The organism is Kytococcus sedentarius DSM 20547 (assembly GCF_000023925.1).
GTDB classification, from domain to species: domain Bacteria; phylum Actinomycetota; class Actinomycetes; order Actinomycetales; family Dermatophilaceae; genus Kytococcus; species Kytococcus sedentarius.
This window is the reverse complement of the sequence record NC_013169.1, coordinates 24,140-43,148: the sequence shown is the minus strand read 5'-3', so window position 1 is coordinate 43,148 and position 19,009 is coordinate 24,140. Positions and strand designations below refer to the sequence as shown.

General features: G+C 72.8%; 18 protein-coding genes and 1 tRNA gene. 14 read left to right on the top strand and 5 right to left on the bottom strand.

The genetic code is table 11. The annotated features are described in order from the left end of the window. Positions 1-3: 3 nt before the first annotated feature. Genes KSED_RS00205 through KSED_RS00190 form a run of 4 tightly spaced genes read left to right on the top strand, consistent with a single transcriptional unit; the run spans position 4 to position 2,859 of the window. Complete coding sequence (locus tag KSED_RS00205; RefSeq protein WP_012801556.1) at positions 4-762, top strand: LamB/YcsF family protein; 759 nt, start codon at positions 4-6, stop codon at positions 760-762. Beyond that, on the top strand, positions 762-1,373 hold the full coding sequence (locus KSED_RS15165; RefSeq protein WP_012801555.1) for a 5-oxoprolinase subunit B family protein: 612 nt from the start codon (positions 762-764) through the stop codon (positions 1,371-1,373). Before KSED_RS00205 ends, KSED_RS15165 begins: the two co-directional genes overlap by 1 nt. Then, the gene (locus KSED_RS15160) at positions 1,370-2,227 is read left to right on the top strand and encodes a 5-oxoprolinase subunit C family protein (protein WP_012801554.1); all 858 of its coding nucleotides are present in this window, start codon (positions 1,370-1,372) and stop codon (positions 2,225-2,227) included. The genes KSED_RS15165 and KSED_RS15160 overlap by 4 nt, the downstream gene beginning before the upstream one ends. 41 nt (positions 2,228-2,268) lie before the next feature. After that, positions 2,269-2,859, top strand: a complete 591-nt coding sequence (locus KSED_RS00190; RefSeq protein ID WP_012801553.1) for a hemerythrin domain-containing protein — start codon at positions 2,269-2,271, stop codon at positions 2,857-2,859. 31 nt (positions 2,860-2,890) lie between these two features. Here the strand turns inward: KSED_RS00190 and KSED_RS00185 are convergent, their stop codons facing one another. Then, positions 2,891-3,322 (bottom strand): pyrimidine dimer DNA glycosylase/endonuclease V, encoded by a 432-nt coding sequence (locus KSED_RS00185; protein WP_012801552.1) that lies wholly within the window; start codon positions 3,320-3,322, stop codon positions 2,891-2,893. 35 nt (positions 3,323-3,357) lie between these two features. On the opposite strand from KSED_RS00185, the gene KSED_RS00180 reads away from it, so the two are divergent. Further along, positions 3,358-4,689 carry an alpha/beta hydrolase gene (locus KSED_RS00180; protein WP_012801551.1) on the top strand — a complete coding sequence of 444 codons (1,332 nt, stop codon included), beginning with the start codon at positions 3,358-3,360 and terminating at the stop codon, positions 4,687-4,689. A gap of 1 nt (position 4,690) precedes the next feature. On the opposite strand, the gene KSED_RS00175 is transcribed toward KSED_RS00180, so the two are convergent. Next, a complete protein-coding gene (locus KSED_RS00175; RefSeq protein ID WP_012801550.1) occupies positions 4,691-5,902 on the bottom strand; it encodes a zinc-dependent alcohol dehydrogenase in 1,212 nt (403 codons plus the stop codon). Positions 5,903-6,021: 119 nt separating this feature from the next. On the opposite strand from KSED_RS00175, the gene KSED_RS00170 reads away from it, so the two are divergent. Further along, complete coding sequence (locus tag KSED_RS00170) at positions 6,022-7,011, top strand: SDR family NAD(P)-dependent oxidoreductase (protein ID WP_012801549.1); 990 nt, start codon at positions 6,022-6,024, stop codon at positions 7,009-7,011. 3 nt (positions 7,012-7,014) lie between these two features. Here the strand turns inward: KSED_RS00170 and KSED_RS13235 are convergent, their stop codons facing one another. Then, the gene (locus KSED_RS13235; RefSeq protein WP_143827308.1) at positions 7,015-7,539 is read right to left on the bottom strand and encodes an SRPBCC family protein; all 525 of its coding nucleotides are present in this window, start codon (positions 7,537-7,539) and stop codon (positions 7,015-7,017) included. Between the two features lie 41 nt (positions 7,540-7,580). Here KSED_RS13235 and KSED_RS00160 point away from each other — a divergent pair, with 41 nt between their 5' ends. Together KSED_RS00160 and KSED_RS00155 are read left to right on the top strand one after the other, a co-directional pair. Beyond that, positions 7,581-9,518: a glutaminase gene (locus KSED_RS00160; protein ID WP_012801547.1), complete on the top strand. Its 1,938-nt coding sequence runs from the start codon at positions 7,581-7,583 to the stop codon at positions 9,516-9,518. Positions 9,519-9,608: 90 nt separating this feature from the next. Further along, positions 9,609-10,550, top strand: a complete 942-nt coding sequence (locus KSED_RS00155; RefSeq protein WP_012801546.1) for a hypothetical protein — start codon at positions 9,609-9,611, stop codon at positions 10,548-10,550. Between the two features lie 66 nt (positions 10,551-10,616). Here the strand turns inward: KSED_RS00155 and KSED_RS00150 are convergent, their stop codons facing one another. Further along, complete coding sequence (locus KSED_RS00150; protein WP_012801545.1) at positions 10,617-11,147, bottom strand: DUF4442 domain-containing protein; 531 nt, start codon at positions 11,145-11,147, stop codon at positions 10,617-10,619. A gap of 408 nt (positions 11,148-11,555) precedes the next feature. Here KSED_RS00150 and KSED_RS00145 point away from each other — a divergent pair, with 408 nt between their 5' ends. The 3 genes from KSED_RS00145 to KSED_RS00135 all read left to right on the top strand — a co-directional run bounded on the left by KSED_RS00145 (position 11,556) and on the right by KSED_RS00135 (position 15,309). Then, the gene (locus KSED_RS00145; RefSeq protein ID WP_012801544.1) at positions 11,556-12,584 is read left to right on the top strand and encodes a pirin family protein; all 1,029 of its coding nucleotides are present in this window, start codon (positions 11,556-11,558) and stop codon (positions 12,582-12,584) included. Positions 12,585-12,927: 343 nt separating this feature from the next. Further along, positions 12,928-14,547 (top strand): inorganic phosphate transporter, encoded by a 1,620-nt coding sequence (locus KSED_RS00140; protein WP_012801543.1) that lies wholly within the window; start codon positions 12,928-12,930, stop codon positions 14,545-14,547. 33 nt (positions 14,548-14,580) lie between these two features. Further along, a complete protein-coding gene (locus tag KSED_RS00135; RefSeq protein ID WP_012801542.1) occupies positions 14,581-15,309 on the top strand; it encodes a Pr6Pr family membrane protein in 729 nt (242 codons plus the stop codon). 26 nt (positions 15,310-15,335) lie between these two features. Here KSED_RS00135 and KSED_RS00130 read toward each other — a convergent pair. After that, positions 15,336-15,419: transfer RNA gene (locus tag KSED_RS00130), tRNA-Leu, on the bottom strand. A 282-nt stretch (positions 15,420-15,701) separates the two neighbouring features. On the opposite strand from KSED_RS00130, the gene KSED_RS13230 reads away from it, so the two are divergent. From KSED_RS13230 to KSED_RS00110, 3 genes are read left to right on the top strand one after another with little or no spacing between them, the layout of a single operon-like run. Beyond that, positions 15,702-16,910, top strand: coding sequence for an FHA domain-containing protein (locus tag KSED_RS13230; RefSeq protein WP_012801541.1), 1,209 nt, complete (start codon positions 15,702-15,704; stop codon positions 16,908-16,910). Continuing rightward, on the top strand, positions 16,907-17,398 hold the full coding sequence (locus KSED_RS00115) for an FHA domain-containing protein FhaB/FipA (protein ID WP_012801540.1): 492 nt from the start codon (positions 16,907-16,909) through the stop codon (positions 17,396-17,398). The genes KSED_RS13230 and KSED_RS00115 overlap by 4 nt, the downstream gene beginning before the upstream one ends. A gap of 2 nt (positions 17,399-17,400) precedes the next feature. Beyond that, complete coding sequence (locus KSED_RS00110; RefSeq protein ID WP_012801539.1) at positions 17,401-18,960, top strand: PP2C family protein-serine/threonine phosphatase; 1,560 nt, start codon at positions 17,401-17,403, stop codon at positions 18,958-18,960. The last annotated feature ends 49 nt before the right edge of the window (positions 18,961-19,009 follow it).

The window sequence follows — 19,009 nt, the reverse complement described above, 5'->3', positions numbered from 1 at the left end:
ACCATGAGCACCATCGACCTGAACGCCGACCTGGGCGAGGGCCTGGGCATGTGGCGGATGGGGGACGACGACGCCCTGCTGGGCGTGGTCACCAGCGCCAACGTGGCCACGGGGTTCCACGCCGGCGACCCCCTGATCATGCGCACCACCTGCGAGAAGGCCGCCTCCGAGGGCGTCACCGTCGGCGCCCACGTGGCCTACCGCGACCTGCACGGCTTCGGCCGCCGCGCCATGGACATCGCGCCCGACGAGCTGACCGCGGACGTGCTCTACCAGGTCTCCGCCCTGGAGGGCATCGCCCGGGCCGCCGGCACCGAGGTGGGCTACTGCAAGCCGCACGGCGGGCTGTACAACACCATCGCGAAGGACCCGGCGCAGGCCCGGGCGACCGCCGAGGCGCTGGCCGCGTTCCGGCCCGGCCTGGCCGTGCTCGGCCTGCCCGGCACCCCCTGGCAGGAGGCCGCCGAGGCCGCGGGGCTGCGCTTCGTGGCCGAGGCCTTCGCCGACCGTGCCTACACGCCCGAGGGCCAGCTGGTCTCCCGCCGCGAGCCGGGAGCGGTGCTGCACGACCCGGTGGCGATCACCGAGCGGTGCGTGGCGATGGCGACCGGTCACCCCATCGAGGACGTCGAGGGCAACCCGCTGCGCCTGACGCCGAGCTCGATCTGCGTGCACGGCGACACCCCCGGTGCGGTGGAGATCGCCCGCGCGGTGCGCCAAGGGCTCGAGGACGCCGGCGCCACCCTTCGGTCCTTCGCCTGATGCGCCTGCTGCCCAGCGGGACCCGCGCGGTGCTCGTGGAGCTCGACGACCTCACCGAGGCCCGGGCCTGGCACGCCGCGCTGGAGGCCGACCCACCGGCCGGCACGCTCGACCTCGTGCCCGCGGCTCGGACGGTGATGGTGGTCAGCGAGCCCGGGACGGACCTCGCCGCGGTGCGCTCCCACCTCGAGCGCGTGCAGGTCACCGGCGCCCCACCCGCCTCGGACGAGGTGGTCCGCATCCCGGTGGTCTACGACGGCGAGGACCTCGCCGACGTGGCCGAGCTGCTGGGGGTGGACACCGAGGAGGTGATGCGCCGCCACGGCGCCGAGGAGTGGGCCGTGGCCTTCGCCGGCTACGCCCCGGGGTTCGGGTACTGCGCCGGCACCCGCTTCGACTGGGACGTCCCGCGCCGCAGCGAGCCGCGCACGGCCGTCCCGGCGGGCTCGGTGGCACTGGCCGGGGAGTTCACCGGCGTCTACCCGCGGAAGGGTCCCGGGGGCTGGCAGCTCATCGGGCACACCGCCGAGCAGATGTTCGACCCGCACCGTGAGCCGGCGGCGCTGCTGCGCCCCGGGGTCCGCATCGTCTTCGAGGCGGTGGACGCATGAGCGCCCCCAACCGCCCGGGCCTGCTGGTCCACCGCGCCGGGCCCCTGACGACCGTGCAGGACCTGGGACGCCCCGGCATGGGCGGCACCGGCGTCAGCACCTCCGGCGCGGCCGACCGAGCCGCCCACACGCTGGCCAACCGCCTGGTCGGGAACGGCCCGGGTGCCGCAACGCTCGAGGTCACCCTCGGCGGCCTGGAGGTCGAGGCCGAGCGCGACCTCGTCGTGGCGCTGACCGGCGCGGTCCTGCCGGGCGCCCCCATGCACGGCACCGTGCGGCTGCGGGCCGGCGAGCGGATCGCGTGTGGTTCCCCCGCCACCGGGCTGCGCACCTACCTGGCCGTGCGTGGCGGCATCGCCACCGAGCCGGTGGTCGGCTCGCGCAGCACCGACCTGCTGTCGGGGCTGGGACCGCCCGTGGTGCAGGACGGCGACCGCCTCCCCATCGGGGACGACCACGCCCCCCGGGTGGACTACGGCGTCGACACCGCACCCAGCCCGGCACCGCCGTCGGGACCGGCGCACCTGCCCGTGGTGCCCGGCCCCCGTGCCGACTGGTTCGCGGCGAACGAGTGGGACCGCCTGACCTCCACCGACTGGACGGCCTCCAGCCGGTCCAACCGCATCGGGCTGCGCCTGGAGGGCCCGGGCATCGAACGCCTCGATGCGGGGGAGCTCGCCAGCGAGGGCATGGTCCGCGGCGCCGTGCAGGTGCCGCCCAGCGGGGAGCCGATCGTGTTCCTGGCCGACCACCCCGTCACCGGCGGGTACCCCGTCATCGCCTACGTCACCGACGAGGCGGTGGACCTCGCCGCGCAGGTGCAGCCCGGACAGGTGGTGCGCTTCCGCGGGTGAACCTACGGTGGTGCCACACCACCCACGCACCCGGAGGACCCATGGACATCTGCGCGATCATCCAGCGCCAGCACGACGAGCAGCGCACCCAGTTCGCCCAGCTCGAGGAGTGGGACCGCTCCGACACCGAGGGCCTGGGCGCCCTGTGGAAGCGCTTGGCGATCCTGCTGGAGACCCACGCCGAGGCCGAGGAGAAGTACTTCTACCCCCACCTGCTGACCCTCGGGACCGGCGGGGCCGATGCCGAGGACGCCGCGGAGGAGGTCGACGACGCCATCGACGACCACAACTCCATCCGCGAGGGCATCCGCCGGGCCGAGGCCGCCGAGGTGGGCTCGGACGAGTGGTGGACCGCCGTGGTGGACACCAACGTCGCCAACTCCACCCACATGGGTGAGGAGGAGCGCCAGGACCTCGCGGACTTCCGCCAGCAGGCCAGCATGCAGCTGCGCCACGACATCGCGGTGGAGTTCCTGCGCTACGGGGCGCTCAAGGCCGCCGAGGGCATCACCCCGCGTGACAAGGACCCCCAGGAGTACGTCGAGGAGAACTCCGGCGGCACCCCGAAGGACTCCGACCGTGCCGGGGACGCCCCGGAGCAGAGCCTGCAGGCCAGCGAGACGGAGGGCTGAGCGCCTCGGCCCTCGCGGTCGACCAGCCCGTTCAGACCGCGCGCTCCCAGGCAGCCACCGGCCCCGGCTCCACCACGAACAGCGGATGGGGCCGGGGCTTCTGGTCGCCAACCTGCGCCCACCACTCGGGGTTGCGCACGCGCACCTTGGTCGCGAGGTGCTCCCACTCCAGGTGCAGCTGGCCGTCGGTGAGCGGCATCCGCAGCGCAGGGTCAGGGCCCACGACGACGCGGGTCCGGTCGAAGGAGTACCCCCGCTCGTCGGCCTCGTCGGCCAGCCCGTGCAGCCAGGTGACCACCGCCTGCACCGGGTCGTCCATCGCACGGAAGCGCTCCAGCTGGGGGTGCTGGGTGTAGCCCTTCGTGAGGCCGCGCAACACCTTCTGGGCGAGCAGCCCCTCCCGCCATCCGGCCACCAAGGCGGCACGGTCCAGCTGGGCGGGGTGCACACTCCACAGACGCATGGGGTGAGGGTGTCACGGGGCACTAGGCTCGGCGCATGCAGCAGACCACCGAGTACCAGCCCGGCCTGACCATCCGCACCCTGCGTCTCGAGGCGCCCGTCGACCACGGCCTGGCCCGGCCTCCGGCGATCGGCCCGGACGCCCCGGCGGACGTGGCCCTGCCCGCAGACACGCTCGAGCTCTTCGCCCGCGTGGTCACCGGCACCGACGGGGCGGACAAGCCGTACCTGGTCTTCCTCCAGGGCGGCCCGGGCGGCGAGGCCCCGCGTCCCTCGCTCACCACCTCGAGCCCGTCGTGGCTGCGGCGGGCCCTGCAGGACTACCAGGTGGTGATGCTGGACCAGCGGGGAACGGGCCTGTCCACCCCCGTGGGCAGCACCCTGGGGCCGCGCCGCACCGCGCCCGGGCTGACCGGCGTCCTGGCCGGCACCACCCCCGCCCAGCAGGCCGCCTACCTGCAGCACTTCCGGGCGGACTCCATCGTCGCCGACTGCGAGCTGGTGCGGCAGGCCCTGGGCGCCGAGCAGTGGACCGTGCTGGGGCAGTCCTTCGGCGGGTTCACCTCCCTGCACTACCTGGCCACGCACCCGGAGTCCCTGGCCGGTGCGCTCATCACGGGGGGTCTGCCGCCGGTGGACCACACCATCGAGGAGGTCTACGGCACCACCTGGGAGCTGATGATCGGGAAGTCCGAGGAGCACCACCGCCGCTTCCCCGGCGACCGGGCCCGCCTCGCCGAGCTCACCGAGCGTGCCGCCGACGGCGAGATCGTCCTGCCGAACGGCGACGTCGTCTCCCCCGAGCGCTTCCGGACCGTCGGCCACGGGCTGGGCATGTCCTGGGGCTCCGAGCGGCTGCACCACCTGCTGGAGCGCGACCACACGTCATCGGCCTTCGCGGCCGACCTCGAGGGGATGCTGCCGTTCGGCGGTCGCAACCCCTTGTACTCGGTCCTGCACGAGTCCTCGATGGCGGACGGCGTCGCCACCCGCTGGGCGGCCGACCGCACGATCCCCGGTGCGGTCGCGGCGGACCCGGCCCTGCTGGGCGGGGAGCACCTGCACCGGTCGCTGTTCACCGAGGACAGCCTGTTGGCACCGTTCGCGGAGGCGGCCGACCTGCTGGCCGAGGTCGAGTGGGCGGAGCTCTACCCGGCCGAGGCGCTGCGCCGGGCTGACGTCCCGGTGGCCGCGGCGGTCTACAGCAACGACGCCTACGTCCCGCGCGACTTCTCGCTGGAGGCCGCCTCCCTCCTGCCGGACGCCCGCCTCTACGAGACGAGCGCCCACGAGCACAACGGCCTGGGGGCCGGCGACGACGTGCTGGATCACCTCATCGGGCTGCTGCAGGGCACCCGCTGGCGCTGACTCAGGGCTTCAGCACCACCTTGAGGCAGTTGTCCTGCTTCTTCTGGAAGACCTCGTACATCGCCGGTGCCTCCTCCAGGGAGACCCGGTGGGTGGCGAGCTGCTCCAGACCCAGCAGGTCCTCGCTGCGGTTCGCCACGTCGAACAGCTCCTGGGTCCACTGCTTCACGTGGCACTGACCCATGCGCATGGCGATGCCCTTGTCGAACATCGTCATCATCGGCATCGGGTCCACCATGCCGCCGTACACGCCAGAAACCGAGACGGTGCCGCCACGGCGGACGGCCTCGATGGAGGAGTGCAGGGCCGCGAGGCGGTCGATGCCGGCCTTCTCGATGGCGGGCCGACCGAGCGGGCCCGGGAGGTGGGCGACGGCCGAGATCGCCTTGTGGGCCACCGGGTTCCCGTGCGCCTCCATGCCCACGGCCTCGAGGACGGAGTCGGCGCCACGGCCACCGGTCATCTCCCGGATCGCCTCGCCCACCTTCTGCGGGTCGCGCCCGCCGCCGTCCACGTCGCGCAGGTCCAGCACCTCGGCGCCCCAGGCCTTCGCGGTCTCCAGGCGCTCGGGCACCAGGTCCACCCCGATCACGCGGGAGGCCTCCCCGAGCTTCAGCGCGGAGCGAACCGCGAGCTGACCCACCGGTCCCAAGCCCATCACGGCCAGCGTCCCACCATCGGGGACGTTCGCGTACTTCACGCCCTGCCAGGCGGTGGGCAGGATGTCCGAGAGGTAGAGGTAGCGCTCGTCAGCGCCCTCGTGGGGCACCTTGACGGGGCCGAACTGGGCCTGCGGCACACGGACGTACTCGGCCTGCCCGCCGGGCACGGCGCCGTAGAGGTCGGTGTACCCGAACAGCGAGGCACCCTTGCCCTGCTTCGTGTTCTGCGTGGTCTCGCACTGGGCGAACAGACCGCGGGAGCACATCCAGCAGTGGCCGCAGGAGATGTTGAAGGGCACCACGACGCGGTCGCCGACGGAGAGGTGGCCGGCGGCCTCGGGCCCGACCTCCTCCACGATGCCCATGAACTCGTGGCCCAGGACGTCGCCAGGGTGGAGGAACGCCCCCAGGACGGAGTAGAGGTGCAGGTCAGAGCCGCAGATCGCGGTCGAGGTAACGCGGACGATCGCGTCGGTGGGCTGCTGGATGGTGGGGTCCGGGACGTCCTCGACGCGGACGTCGGAGTTGCCCTGCCAGGTGAGTGCGCGCATGGTGCTGCTCCTGCCTCGGCCCGCCACGGGGCCGTCGGGTGGCGTGGTGACTGACCTCCACGCTAGGCCCGATGTGGGGTGCGGCGCGCGGTGAAAGCGTTTCGCTCTAGCGTGGGGGAATGGACATCACCCCGGCCGCTCCCCCCCGTCAACCGCTCGCCCTGGTCATGGGCGCCTCCCGCGGACTCGGCCTGCTCTGCGCCGCCGAGCTGCTGCAACACGGCCACCGCGTAGTCCTCAGCTCCCGCGACGAGGCCTCCTTGGCTGCCGCGCGCACCCAGTTGCTGGCCGAATACCCGGGCGCGCGGGTGGACGTCGCCCCCTGTGACATCTCCGACCGCCGGGCCGTGCAGGCGCTGGTGCAGCGCGTGGAGACCGAGCTCGCCCCCATCGAGGTCCTGCTGACCGTCGCCGGCATCATCCAGGTGGGCCCCGTGCAGGCGATGACCCTGGAGCACTTCGACCAGGCCGTCTCCACCATGCTGATGGGCCCGGTGAACCTGACCCTGCAGGTACTGCCCCACATGCGCGAGCGCGGCCGCGGCCGCATCGGCACCGTGACCAGCGTCGGCGGCAAGGTGGCCCCGCCGCACCTGCTGCCCTACTCCACGGCCAAGTTCGGTGCGGTCGGCTTCAGCGAGGGGCTCACCGCCGAGCTGGCCGGCACCGGCATCACGGCCACCACCATCGTCCCGGGCCTGATGCGCACCGGTTCGCACGACGCCGCGCAGTTCACCGGCGACGTGGCCCGCGAGTTCGCGTGGTTCGGCCCCTCGGCCTCCCTGCCCCTGCTGGCCATGGATGCCGAGCGTGCCGCCGAGCGGATGGTCCACGGCGTGCTCGAGGGGCACACCCACGTGATGCTGTCCCCGGTGACCCAGGTCGGCTCCCGGGTGCACGGCCTGGCGCCCTCGTTCACCACGCGGCTGATGGGGCTGGCCAACCGGGTGCTCCCAACCGCCCCGGCCGTGGACCCGCTGGGCCCCGGCACCACCGTGGAGGGCCGGGTGGCCCGCCAGGGCCTGACGGGTCGCGCCCGCCGGGTGGTGGACGCGCTCTCCACCCTCGGCGACCGCGCCGGGGAGCAGATAAACGAACGCGGCGCCTGAGCCTCAGGCCGGACCAGCACCGCGCGCGGCCCGGTCTGCAGCGGCTCCGGCTCGCGCGGCGGGCGCCCCGGCCTGCACGTGCGCCACCACCCACAGTTCGGTGACGGCGGCCAGGAAGTCCTCGTCCTGTCCGGCCGCGGCGGTCCCACCGTCTGCCTCCAGGCGCTCCCCGAGCTCCCGCAGCACCGCGTCCCAGCGCAGACCCACCCCGGCGGGGCCGAGCTCCTGCCAGGCCTCGTCGTCCGGCACCGCGTGCTGCACGGTCAGGACCGTCTGCCCCCCATCGAGACCGAGGTCGATCGCCACCCACCCGGTGCGACGGCCCTCCTCCCAGCGCCCCCGCCAGCTCGCGGGTTCCTCCACCTGCTCGGCCACCAGCTGGCGGACGCGCTCGGTCAGGACCTCGGTCAGGACGGGCCACACCGTCCGCGGGCGTCCCGGGAGCACCCGGGAGAGGGCCACCACGTGCCCGGCGGCGAGCGACTCCACCCGGCGGGTCACGGCATCGGCGTGCTGCACGGCATCCATGCGCACCATGGTGACGCACGCCTGCCTGACACACTCACCCCATGCCCCCGGTGAACCATGCGAACCCCGCGAACCCACTGTCCGACCTGCTCGCGCGGGTACACGACCGATTCCGCACCCACGACGAGGGCGAGGTGGCCGGGTACGTCGAGTCCACCGGCGGGGTCGACACCCGGGACTTCGGCCTGGCCATCACCACCGTCGACGGCCACACCTACTCCCACGGCGAGGCCGACCGCCTCTTCGCCATCCAGTCCATCTCCAAGGCGTTCACCTACGCCGTGGCCCTGACCGATGCGGGGTTCGATGCCGTGGACGCCGTGATCGACGTGGAGCCCTCCGGGGAGGCGTTCAACGAGATCTCGCTGCAGGAGGACACCGGCCGGCCCTCGAACGCGCTGATCAACGCTGGCGCCATCGCGTCGACCTCGCTGGTGTCCGGCAGCTCGAGCAACCCCTACGCCGGCACCCGGGGCACCCAACCCGATGACGGGGCGCACCAGAGCCCCGAGGGGTCGCGCCGCGAGCGGCTGGTGCGGGCCTTCTCCGCGATGGCGGGGCGTGACCTCACCGTCAACGAGCGGGTGCTGGACTTCGAGCGGGAGGACGGCGACCGCAACCTGGCCCTGGCCCACCTGATGCGGAGCTTCGACCTCATCAGCGAGGGGCCCGAGGAGATCGCCGACGACTACTTCGCCACCTGCGCCATCGAGGTGACCACCGAGGACCTGTCGATGATGGCGGCGCTCCTGGCCACCGGCGGCATCCACCCGGTCAGCGGCGAGCGCCTGCTCAGCGAGGACGTCGTCGAGCGCGTGCTGGGGGTCATGAGCACCTGCGGCATGTACGACGACGCCGGGGAGTGGATGGTGCGCGTGGGCCTGCCGGCCAAGTCCGGCGTCGGCGGCGGGATCGTGGCGGTGGTGCCCGGGCAGGCCGGGGTGGCCGTCTACTCGCCGCCGCTGGACCGCCACGGCAACTCCGAGCGGGGCGTGCTGGCGTGCGAGGCCCTCTCGCAGGAGTTGGACCTGCACCTCATGCACGGTGCACGCGTCACCCACTCCGCGGTCCGCGTGACCTACCCGGTGACCGCCGCCCCCAGCGGGGTGCGTCGCCGGCCGGCCGCCGAGGCCGTGTTGGCCGACCACGGTCACCGCGGGCGCGTCATCGAGGTGCAGGGGGACCTGACCTTCGGCGCCGCGGAGTCCGTGATGCGGGAGCTCGTCGGGCTGGACGAGGTGGACGGGGTGGTGGTGGACGTCCGGCGCGTCACGGAGGTGACCGACTTCGCCCGGGCCGGCCTCACCGAGCTCGCGACGGGATTCGACCACCAGGGCACGGTGATGGTGCTGGTGGACGACTCCGGCCGGGTGGCCGACGCCGACCGGGTGCGCGTCGTCTCCCGCCGCAAGGACGCCATCGAGCTGGTCGAGGAGCTGCTGCTGGAGCGCCACGGCGGGGACGAGCTCGACCGCTCCGAGGTGGAGGTGCAGGACGCCGGGGTGATGGCCACGCTGGACGACGCCGACACCGAGGCCCTCTTGGCGCGGATGGAGGCCCGGCAGTACGCCGCCGGGGAGGTCGTGATCACCGAGGGTGCGCGCTTCGCGGGGATCCACCTCATCACCAGCGGCACGGTGGAGACGACGGCCCGCGAGCCCGGGGCCGAGTCGCGCGACGAGGAGGACCCCACCGACCCGCGGGCCGACGACGACGTGGAGTTCCGGCGCCTGTCGGTGCTCGGACCGGGGCACAGCTTCGGCGAGTTCGGGCTGCTGGCGGACGGGCGCCACGCCACGACGGTGACGGCCCGGGAGGAGCTGCACACCTGGGTGCTGACCCCCCAGGTGCTCACCCGGCTGGAGACCGAGGATCCGTCCCTGGCACTGCGACTGTGGCAGGCCATCAGCCGCGATGCGTACACCCGCATCCGCTCGCAGATGGACGAGATCGCCGCCAGGGGGGCCGACAGACGGTAGATTCGTTGCCCGAGAGCCACGCACGCTGACCACGAGGCCGCGGCCCACCGGACCCGCCGGTGACCGACCGCGACCGACTGAGGAGATGTCATGACCCGCCGTCCTGCCGCCCGTACCCTGCTCGCCGTCGCCGCCGCCGCGACCTTGGGCCTCACCGCCTGTGGCGGTGACGACTCCGAGGGTGAGGAGAGCACCTCCCAGTCCTCGAGCGAGTCCTCCGAGGAGTCCGAGTCCAGCGAGGACGAGGAGTCCAGCGAGGAGACCGAGTCCAGCGAGGGCGAGGAGAGCCCGTCCGAGGAGCCCACCTCGGAGGAGCCCAGCGAGTCCGCGCCCGTGGAGAGCCCCTCCACTGACGCCAGCGCCCCGGCCCTCGACCCGTCGGCCCCGCCCGCCGACCCGAGCGCCCCCGTCGTCGACCCGTCGGCCCCCTCCACACCGGCCACCGACCCCAGCGAGGGCACCGGCCTCGACCAGGCCCTCGCGGCCGAGCTCGAGCCGATGGTGCTGACCGCCGCCGCCGTGCCCGGTGGCACCGGCCAGGGCCAGACCCAGTTCATCCCCGAGGCCCAGGGCCAGCCGCTGCACATGACGCTCACGGGCCTGGAGGCCACCGGCGCGTGCAAGACGGCCGTGGACACCCTCAACAGCGGTGAGCGTCTGCCCTCCGGCAGCCAGTTCACCATCACCCAGCTCGCCTCCGGCGCCCAGGTGCAGGTCGGTGTCGTGAAGATCGACGGCGCCGAGCAGGTCGCCAAGGACGTCGCCGCCATCTCCTCCGCCTGCAACACCATCGAGGGCCCCGGCGGATCGGCCTCCGTCACCTCGCTGCCGAGCAACAACGGCTACGTCATGGGCCTGCAGAACGACGGCCAGACCGCTGGTGGCTTCTCGATGGGCGTGGACGCCGTGGGTCCGGAGCACGCCGCCGTGGTCCTGGCCGTCTCGCAGCAGGGCGAGCTGAACGCCTCCGAGGTCGGCGCCGTCATGGACGCCCAGGTGCAGAAGGCCACCTCGGCCGCCCCGCAGGGCTGAGCACCCCTCCCGCCGGCCCGGCCGGCAGCCGTCAGGCCCGTTCCCTCGCGGAGCGGGCCTGTTCGGTCATGAGCGGGCCGGCTTGCGGCGCACGTAGACCTGCTTGCGCACCCGCGCGACCACGGTCCCGTCGTCCTGCACCAGGTCCACCTCGAACCAGCGCAGGTGCTTGGCGTTCCCCGCGGTGGCGGCGCGCACCTCATTGAGGGTGGCCTCGTCCAGGTGGAAGCGGGCGGTCACGTCCTCGCGGCCGGGGCGCAGGTGGTCGATCTCCCCGCGGGTGTCCCACACGGCGAACTCGGGCCCCAGGGTGCGCTGCAGCATCATCATCCAGAAGGGGTCGGTCATGGAGTACATGGACGCCCCGTAGAGGGTGCCCACGTAGTTCGTCGACCACGGGCGCCGCCTGAGGCGCACCCGGACGTCGCGGAAGTCGGGCGAGACCTCCTCGATGCGGATCGACGCCGCCAGGAAGGGGGGCCACAGGTTCATCACGTGGCGCACCACCTGGGCATTGCCCATGAGCTGGTCCAGGTCGTGCCAGGTGGGCAGGGCGGGGCGGCGCGGGCTCCTGCGGGCAGGGGTGGTACGAGGCATGCCGGGATCCTAACGACGACGCTCGTGCCTCTCATCCTGCAGTTCCCTCCCCCCACGACGGGCTCTGTCCACAGGCCGTCTTTTCCTCCGCCGGTTGGCCTCCCGTCCTCCACAGATCGGCCCGGGGGATGACGCCGCCGACGGTGACCGGGGGCAATACTCATCTGCAGATGCACGGACGTCCCCTCGGGGCACAGCCTGCTCGTGGGCCTCGCGCCCACCGGGACGCGTCGGTGTCGCCCCGGGGTCTTGGAGGGGGATCCCGCGACGGCACCGACCGCCCGGACCACCTCCTCACCCCATCGGTCCCTGCGGACGGGCACCTGGAGCCAGTTCCCCGACACCACTGCCCCGAACCCACCACCTGCGCTACAATTGGTGACACATCATATACTGGAGGAGGTCGGCATGCCCGCCGTGACCGCTGAGAACATCCTGGAGCTGGCCCGGGTGCAGCCGCACCCCGAGAGCCGGCCCCGCGCCGTGAAGTCCGTGAGCACCGCCCCCCAAGGCCACGAGGGCGAGGGCTTCCCCGTCCGTCGCGCCTTCGCCGGGGTGGACCTGCGCGACCTCGACCCCTTCATCCACATGGACCAGATGGGTGAGGTGGAGTACGCACCGCTGGAGCCCCGCGGCACCGACTGGCACCCGCACCGTGGCTTCGAGACCGTCACCTACATCATCGATGGCTCCTTCCTGCACGAGGACACCCACGGCGGCGGTGGCGCCATCACCGACGGCGACACCCAGTGGATGACCGCCGGCTCGGGGCTGCTCCACATCGAGGCCCCGCCGGAGAAGCTCGTGATGGACGGCGGGCTCTTCCACGGCCTGCAGCTCTGGGTGAACTTGCCGGGGCACCTAAAGATGACCGACCCGCGCTACCAGGACATCCAGTCCGGCGACGTCCAGCTGCTCTCCAGCGAGGACGGCGGCGCACTGGTCCGCGTCATCGCCGGTGAGGTGGACGGGCACCAGGGCCCAGGCATCACCCACACGCCCATCAGCATCGTCCACGCCACCGTGTCCCCGGGTGCGCAGCTGCGCCTGCCCTGGAACCCGGGGTACAACGCCCTGGTCTACGTGCTCTCCGGCGAGGGGACGATCGGCGCCGAGGGCCGTCCGCTGCGCACCGGGCAGCTCGCCGTGCTGCGCGACGGGGACCACATCGAGGTCCGCGCCGACCAGCAGCAGGACGCCCGCCACGCCCAGGGGATAGACCTCTACATCCTCGGCGGGCAGGCGATCAACGAGCCGGTGATGGCCTACGGGCCGTTCGTGATGAACACCCGCGCCCAGCTGGTCACCGCCTTCGAGGACTTCCAGGCCGGGCGCCTGGGAATCATCCCCAACAGCCCCCGGGTGAAGGCCGCCTCGCAGATCGTCAAGGACGCGATCGACCGCGGCGAGGCCGCCCCGGGTCACCACCTGCTGTGAGGTTCCCGCTCACCGCATCGGCACCGAGGCGGTGAGCCCACGACGGCGACGAGCACGCCCCCTACGCTGGGGGCGGGCACGATGCGGTCACCCCCCTGGCGGTGGGCCTGACGGTGATGCCGGTCATCCGCCGCCCCGCCGACGACCTGCGCGCCCGGGAGGCCGCTCGCGCCGACTGAGCCGAGGGAGTCGAGGGGAGCCGCCGTTCACGCGCTCTTCACCCCCGCTCCACAGGACGGACCGGTCCCGGCCACCGGGAGGTCGAGCGGGGGCGGCACGCTGGCCGCGTCATCCGCAGTCCACCCCCATGGCCCGCGCCCCGGAACCGACCCAGGAGTGCCCCGTGAGCGACACCACCCCCGCACCGTCCGGATCCACCGCCGAGCAGCCGACCACCGCCACCGGGTCCGACCGCTGGTGGCACCTGGCCTTCGGCCTCCTGCTGGCCGCCACCGCCGTCACCTTCACCCTGTGGGCGATGGGCCAGATCGAGAGCACCACCCATCACGTGGTGCTCGTGGTCACCATCGTGTTCGGCCTGTTCATGGCCTTCAACATCGGCGGCAACGACGTCGCGAACTCGTTCGGCACCTCGGTCGGCGCCGGCACGCTGAGCATGAAGCAGGCCCTCATGGTGGCCGCCGTGTTCGAGGTCGGCGGGGCGGTCCTCGCCGGAGGTGAGGTCACCGACACGGTGCGCAGCGGCATCGTGGACCTCGACGGGCTGACGCTGGCGCCGATGGACTTCGCGTTCATCATGATGTCGGCCCTGCTCGGTGCGGCCCTGTGGCTGCTCATCGCCACCCAGATGGGGTGGCCGGTGTCCACCACGCACTCGATCATCGGCGGCATCGTCGGGGCGGCGGTCACCCTAGGTCTGGTCACCGGCACCGGCGGGTGGGAGATGGTCCAGTGGGGTGAGATCGGGCAGATCGCGATCTCCTGGGTGCTCTCGCCGGTCCTCGGTGGCCTGGTGGCCTTCCTCCTGTTCGGCTGGATCAAGCACGGCATCCTGGTCTACAACGAGGAGGCCGACGCCCGCCTGCGCCAGATCAAGCGGGAGCGCATCGACCTGCGGACCCGTCACAAGGCGGCCTTCGAGCGCCTCGACGAGCTGCAGCAGCTCTCGTACACCAACGCCATGGCGCGCGATGCCGTGGTGATCGCCGACGAGGACTTCGACCGTGACGAGCTGGAGTCCGACTACTACCGCGAGCTGTACGCCATCCAGGACCAGACCGACGACGTCGCCGCCCACAAGGCGCTGGAGACCTGGGTGCCGCTCCTGGCCGCCTTCGGCTCGGTGGTCATCACCGCGATGCTGCTGTTCAAGGGGCTCAAGAACCTGCACCTGAACATCGACGGGGTGGGCAACTTCCTCATCATGGGCATGGTCGGCGCCGCGGTGTGGGTGGCCGTGTTCATCTTCGCCAAGAGCCTCAAGCGCCAGACCCTGAGCCGCTCGACCTTCGTGCTGTTCAGCTGGATGCAGGTGTTCACCGCGTGCGCGTTCGCCTTCAGCCACGGCTCCAACGACATCGCCAACGCGGTCGGCCCGTTCGCCGCGGTGTTCGACGTGCTGAGGACCGAGGAGATCGGTGACGAGGCGGCGGTGCCCGGCCCGCTGATGCTGGCCGCGGGCGTGGCGCTGGTGGCGGGCCTGTGGTTCATCGGCCGGCGCGTCATCACCACCGTCGGCAGCGGCCTGACGGCCATGCACCCGGCCAACGGGTTCGCCGCCGAGCTGTCCGCGGCCGGGGTGGTCATGATCGCGACGCTCCTGGGGCTGCCGGTGTCCTCCACGCACATCCTCATCGGCGCGGTGCTGGGCGTGGGCCTGGTGAACAAGGCCGCCAACTGGAAGCTGATGCGGCCGATCGCCCTGGCGTGGGTGATCACCCTGCCGGCGGCCGCCGGCATCGGTGCCCTCACCCTGGTGGTGCTGCGGGCGATCTTCGGCTGACGGCCCGCCCGCGGTGGGTGGATCATGGGTCGCATGACCCCGACGGCACCCACCGACCTGCAACGGCGCTGCTGGGCGGTGCTCGCCGGGGTGGCCCTGACCGGGGCACTGGCCTCGATGGGGCTCGCCACCCTCGGGCTGTACCCCGAGACCCGGGACCAGCCCTCGGCGCTCGGTGGGCACCCTGCCGGGTGGGCCGGGGTCCTGCCCCGGGCGGTCGACGCCCTGGCGTACTTCACCCACTGGTCCAACCTCGTCGTGGCGGTGACTGCCTGGCGGGTGGCCCGGGGTGGTCGGCCCGCGGCGTGGGAGCGGGTGCTGGTGCTGGACGCGCTGTTGATGATCAGCATCACCGCGCTGGTGTACGCCGTCGTGCTGGCCCCCACCGCGCAGGTGACCGGGTGGGAGCACGTCACCAACCCGTGGGTGCACGTGGTGACGCCGGTGGCGACCGTGCTGCTGTGGCTGGCCCTGGGGCCCCGCGGGTGGCTCACCTGGTGGGCGGTGCCGGCGGCGCTGCTGCTGCCCCTGACCTGGGTGGTCCTCACCCTGGCGCGGGGGGCCGTGGTCGACCAGTACCCCTACGGGTTCGTCGACGTGGTGCAGCTGGGGCTGGGTCGGGTGTTGGTCAACGTCGCCGCGATCGTTGGCCTGGGGGTGGTGGTGGCCGCGCTCTACCGGCTGGTGGACGGCCTGCTGGAGCCCGGCCGCTCACACGACAGAGCCCCCGACCCGGGAGACCCGGATCGGGGGTTCTGGTGACACCGTGGACGTCTGACGTCCTGCGGTGCGCGAGGGGGGAGTTGAACCCCCACGCCCTCTCGGGCACACGGACCTGAACCGTGCGCGTCTGCCTATTCCGCCACTCGCGCGCAGTGCCCGGTCAACTGGTCGAGCCCCTCGAGGAGGTGCTGCGATCAACCGATCGAACGACGGCAAACAGTACCAGAGGTTCGGCCGGTGTGCGAACCACCCGCTCACGGCACCGGCCTGCACCGCCGGGAGGACCTCCGATGCCGCGTGTCCGCCCTCGGTCCCCGGCAACGATGGCGCCCGGACAGTACGATCGCCTCAGGATCGGCCTGCCCGCCGATCCGCCGTGGAACCACCGCGTGGCGCGCACGCCGCAGCAGATCTGCCGCAGGGAGGCACACATGGGCTTGCTGGATCGCTTCGAGTCAGGGACGGAGCGCGTCTTCACGGCGCCCTTCGCCCGGCTGTTCAAGCGCGAACAACTGCAGCCCGTCGAGATCGGTGCGGCCATCCGCAAGGCCATGGACTCGCGGGCCGCGGTGGTGAACCGCCACCGCACCATCGTGCCGAACGTGTTCACCATCGAGCTGTCCGACGACGACTTCGACCGCCTCATCGCGTTCGACGAGGCCATCACCGACGAGCTCATCGCGGACGCCCAGGAGTACGTCACCCAGCAGCGGTACACCCCCGGTGGCCCCCTGCAGATCGAGCTCGTGGCCGACCCGGACCTGCAGCCGGGCATCTACAAGCTCCATCACGCCACCGTGCGCAACCCCGCCACCCTGGACGAGCGCGGCGACATCGACGCCTGGGGCGCCACGCACGAGCGCTTCGACGACGCGATCGACCGCCACACCAGCGGCCACCGCATCCCGTCCGACGCCCAGTACCTCGGGGAGGTCGACGAGGAGGCCATCGCCGCCGCCGACGCGTCGCGTTCCGCCGGTGCGCAGGACCACGACGCCGCGGAGCCCCAGCAGGACGAGCTCAGCCCCCGCGAGGAGCGCCGTCGGGCCAAGGAGGAGCGCCGCGCGGCCGAGGAGGCCGAGCGCGAGCGTCGCGCTGTCGAGGAGGCCGAGCGCGAGCGCCGCGCTGTCGAGGCCGCCGAGCAGGCAGACCGGGCACGCCGCGAGCAGGCCGAGGAGCAGGCCCTGGCCCACCAGGCCGGCACCCAGGAGTACAACCGCGAGGCCGCGATCGAGCAGCAGCGCGAGGGGATCCGCCAGGCCGAGCGCGCCCAGCGGGAGCGTGCCGCCACCGAGCAGGCCACCGCCGCCGAGGCCGCCCCGGCCCGGTCCACCCGGTCCGTGGAGCGCCCGTGGGTGGAGGTGGACGGCACCCGCCACCCGCTGACGGCCGAGACCACCCTCGTGGGCCGCGACGTCAGCTGCGACATCACCGTCAGCGACCCCGGCATCTCCCGTCGTCACGTGGAGCTGCGCACCGAGACCGCCGGCGGCCGCACCCAGGTCTCCATCCGCGACCTGGGGTCCACCAACGGCACGTTCGTGGGCGGTGAGCAGATCCGCAACGCCCGCCTCGCCGACGGTGAGTCCTTCACCATGGGCCGCACCACCCTGACGGTGCGGCTCGGAAGCGCCCCGTGAGTGAGCTGACGGTCGCCGTACTGCGCCTGGCCCTGCTGGCCCTGCTGTGGCTGTTCATCCTGGCCGTGGTGAAGGTGCTCCACAGTGACCTCTACGGCGCCCGCGTCGTCACCCGTCGCAGCCACCGCGCCACCCACCGCACGCCCATGCCCGACGAGTCGAGCCCGTCCCGCCCCGGGCGGCAGAACGCACCCGCCGAGCCCCGGCGCCTCGTCGTCGTCCACGGGCCGATGCGGGGTGCCTCCCTGTCCCTGACCACCTCGCCGGTCGTGATCGGCCGGAACCCGGAGGCCAGCCTGTCCGTCGACGACGACAGCATGTCCGGAGCGCACGCCCGCGTGAGCCCCGACGCCCACGGGTGGGTGATCGAGGACCTCGGGTCCACCAACGGCACCTGGGTGGACGACGAACGCCTGCGGGGGGTCGTCCCGCTCGTCGCGGGCACCCGCATCCGCGTGGGCCAGACCCTGATCGAAGCGAGGCGATGAGTATGTTCGACCTGCACTTCGCAGCCCGCTCCGACGTGGGCCTGGGCTCCAAGACCCGCAACGAGGACTCGGCCTACGCGGGCCCCAACCTGCTGCTGCTCTGCGACGGGATGGGGGGACACGCGGGGGGCGACACCGCATCGGCCATCGCGGTGCACCACCTGTCGGACCTGGACCACGACGTCCACCGCGCCGACGAGGCCGGGGAGCGCCTGCTGCACGAGGTCGCGGCCGCGAACGCCAAGCTGCGCGCCTTCCAGGCCGAGCACCCCGAGACCGAGGGGATGGGCACCACCTGCATCGCGATGGTGCGCTGCGCGAGCTCGCTGGCGATCGCCCACATCGGGGACTCCCGTGCCTACCGCATGCAGGGCGGCGTGCTCTCGCAGATCACGCACGACCACTCGTTCCTGCAACTGCTCATCGACGAGGGGCACCTCACCGAGGAGGAGGCCTGGGGGCACCCGCAGCGCTCCCTCATCACGCGCGTGCTGTCCGGACGCCCCGAGGACGAGCCCGACCACGGGGTCATGCCGTTGGTGCAGGGCGACCGCTACCTGCTGTGCTCCGACGGCCTGAGCGACTACGTCCGCGACGAGACGATCGCGCAGATCCTGCGCGAGACCCCCACCCCGGACGAGACGGCCCAGGCCCTCATCGACGTCGCCCGACGGGCCGGCACCCGCGACAACGTCACTGTCGTGGTGGCCGATGTGGTGAAGCCCGGCGTGGCGCCGCAGAGGGCGCCGCAGACGGTGGGTGCCGCCGCCGACCTGCGCTCCGGCCACGAGGGCGACCACGGGGACGGGCACGCGACCGAGCGCCCCGCCTTCCAGGAGCCGCAGACCCAGGACGCGCCGACCCAGACCGTCCCCGTGGCCGCCGACGGCTCAGTGACCTTGAACGGCCAGCACCTCATGATCGGCCAGCGGGCCTTCGAGCCGCGGCACATCAGCCGGGAGAACCTCGCGGGCAGCACCCGTTTCCACCTCGGGGGCGATGGTGAGCAGGCCACTGAGGGTGAGGTCATCGAGATCCGGGGCTACGGTCACGGCGACCGTCCGGAGCGCCCTGCCCGGCCGGAGAAGGGTTCCCACCCGGTGGGTCGCGTCATCGCCTGGGTGGTGGGTGTCCTGGCGACCCTCGCGCTGCTCGTGGGCGGTCTGTGGTGGTGGGGCGACAGCAACTACTTCGTGGGCGAGCGCGACGGCCAGGTGCAGATCCGCCGTGGCTTCGACGTGAACCTGCTGGGCCAGGAGCTCTCCGCCCTGGAGGAGCAGACCGACCTCGCGGTCGACGACCTGCCCGGCTTCTACGCCGACAGCGTGCGCGACGCGATCCCCGCCGACGACATGGACGACGCCCGGCAGACCGTCACCGACCTGCGGGAGCGGGCGGAGCGGCGCCGCCAGGAGGATTCCGGCCCCGAGCCCAGCGGGTCGAGCGGGTCGAGCGGGTCGAGCGGCACCAGTAGCTCGTCGAGCCCGAGCAGCTCGTCGACCTCCGGGAGCGCCAGCCCGTCCCCGTCGCCCTCGCCCACCTCGGGAGGGTCGTCCTCGTGACCCCCAGGCGTGACCGGTCAGCCGCGAGCACCGTGCCCGTGCCGGCGCA